Here is a 2,736-nt window from a genome sequence, read left to right as displayed (position 1 = left end):
TCTCCACCCACCACTCGTAACCGACTGAGGCTCTCAGTCGGCAACCCTTGTCTTCACCCACTCACCGTAACCGACTGAGCCCCTCAGTCCGCCACCCCTGCCTTCACCCACTCACCGTGACCGACTGAGGCCCTCAGTCGGCCCACACGCACCTCAACTCCAAATCCTCGTCCCGCACCAACCGATCCAACGGACTGACCACCTTCGCCTCATGTGGATTCCGCACATGCGTGTAGATCTCCGTCGTCTTCACGTCACTGTGCCCCAGCAACTGCTGAATCTGACGAATGTCGGTTCCCTGCCACAGCAGATGCGTCGCAAAGCAATGGCGAAACGTGTGGCTCGTCACATGCTTCAAAATCCCCGCCTGCTCCACCGCCCGTCGCAAGTGAGTCGGGAAGGTGCTCGCGTGCAAGTGATGACGGTGGATGCGCCCGGTTCTCGGATCCCGTGACAATCGGTGCGACGCAAACAGATACTGCCACTTCAGTTCACGATGCGCCGACGGATACTTCCGGTCCAACGCATATGGCAGATACACCGAGGCCGTGCCGTTGGCCAAATCATGTTCGTGCAGTGCCTCGCGAGTCTTGACAAAACGCCGCAGCGGTTCAATCAAATCATCTGGCATCGGAACCAATCGGCTCTTGTTGCCCTTGGACTGACGAATCTCGATTTGCTTGTTCGCGAAATCAATGTCCTTGACCCGCAACCGATGCGCCTCACTGATCCTCATTCCACAACCATACAGCAACTTCGCGATCACCAGATACACGCCCTCGAGTCCCTCGAACACTTGGCCGACCTCACCAGGTGACATCACCGTGGGGGCCATCGAATCCTTGTTCGCACGGATCGCTTCGATCTTCCCCATCTCACGCTTCAGCACCAACTCGAAAAACTTCAGCAAAGAATGAAAAGCCTGATTTTGCGTCGACGGAGACACGTTGCCATCCACCGCCAAATCCGTCAGGTGTGCCTCCACGTCAGAAGCGTGAATCCGGTCGAAATCCGCCAAACAATTCAGCCCACGATCCGCCATGAATGCTTTCAGCTTCCTCACGTAACAGCGTTCTGTCGCGATCGCCAAACCAGCTCGACGCATCGATCGACGGAACTCCTGAATCGCATCCATCTCATTGGGATTGATCTTGCCGACCACATCGTCGATCGAATCCAACCCGCCTGTCTTGGCTTGCTCGATCAGGATGATCTCGCCCATCTTTTTCTTCAGCGGCAACAGGTCGTTCACCTCTCGACGCTGGATCGTTTCACGGTACTGAATCAAGCCTTCGATGATCTTCATCCGCTTCCAAGCCGGCACCTCCGCATCGCGACGTGACCGCAAGAAAGCAATCACATCATCGGCCGAAAACTTCCAATCCGGTTCCGTCTTCCGCCGGTGAAATTGGCAAAGCTTTTGGAACCATATCTTCGCCCAACGCTGCTTCTGTTCGGCACTCGCCGGTTTCGAAAACGTCCCCATCGCAACTCAACTCCCGCACCTGAACCGTGTCAAACCAATTCGTGTCATCCAACCTGCCACCTCAGCAAGTCACTCACCTCGTCCTTCCGCAACCCAAGTGGCTTAGCAGCCTGTTGATTCAGTCGCATACCGAATGACAACCATTCGCCGTTGGGCATTCGCCCCGGTTGGCGTCCAGTCACAACCCGCCGCGTAAGCAAGGCTACAACCACAACCTGCCACATGTGTAAGGCTCCCGTCACAACCCGCCGCGTACGCTTTGAAGTTGCGCTTTTGCGTGAGTCATTGATTTTTTCATAACCCGACGCGTCAGCGAGGCGAAGTCAACAACGTTTTTCCCACGCTGACGCTTCGGGTTTTGCAAAAACCGCAACTTCAAAACGCGTAAGCAAGGCTACAACCACAACACGCCACAGCCGTAAGGCTCCCGTCACAACCCGCCGCGTAAGCAAGGCCACCCAGCATCTCCTCCTCCTTCCGATCCAACTTAAGATTCTTCCAAAACGCTCAAACGCAACCAGAGGCACCGCCTCCACATCAGCCACCAAGACTGTCTCGCGTCCGTGAACAAGCTAGGCGGGAAACTCGCGGAAACCACCGCTCAAAGCGTGCGTTTTTGTTCACCGGATGCAAAAATGCTTGCAATCCGAATCCGTATCCCCAAGAATAAGGCGGGAATTCCACTGGACACTTTCGCGAGCATCAAAGGCTGCGGTCCTTTGGCTCGTGTACTGCCGTCATCTTGTCAGTTGAGATCAATCAGAGGACGCGGCAGCCTGGAAACGCCACGGTGAGAACAAGTCACCCACGTGGACGAAGTCCGCGCCCACTGACGAGAACAAGTGCTCGGAAGGCGACTTATTCCCACCGGCAAACCGTGTAGAATTAACCTCACCACTTATTCCCACCTGTCCAACAGGTGATAAACAAGTTCATCGCATCCACAGTTCTATCGCTCAATCAAAGGTGAAGACATGCGCAAGGTTTGGACGTGTTGTTGTCTCGTACTGCTCTTTAGTTCGGTTGCTATCGCTCAAGGCGAACGTTCTCAGTTGCTTCGAATCGAGTTGACCAACTGCGTTACGCTTTCTATCGCCCCTGAGAATGAGGAATTCATATCGATCTCCCTGCCTCAAATGAAGACTCGCACAGCGACCAAGAAGGTTCCAATCCAACGATTTCGGCAAGAAGTTCGCACTCGAACTGTGACAGTCAATGGCGCGCCTCAGCAGCAAACTTATACCGTCAGC

General features: G+C 54.8%; 1 protein-coding gene. It reads right to left on the bottom strand.

The annotated features are described in order from the left end of the window. Nucleotides 1–133 precede the first annotated feature (133 nt). Entirely contained in the window at nucleotides 134–1,486 is a 1,353-nt protein-coding gene (locus ACF8AM_RS10220; protein ID WP_392555544.1) for an integron integrase, read from the bottom strand. Nucleotides 1,487–2,736: the final 1,250 nt, after the last annotated feature.

Origin of the sequence: Rhodopirellula sp. JB055 (assembly GCF_043100905.1) — a bacterium.
In the GTDB taxonomy this organism is placed as follows: Bacteria; Planctomycetota; Planctomycetia; order Pirellulales; family Pirellulaceae; genus Rhodopirellula.
The sequence above is the reverse complement of the archived record's forward strand: the minus strand, read 5'-3'. Positions and strand labels throughout refer to the sequence as shown.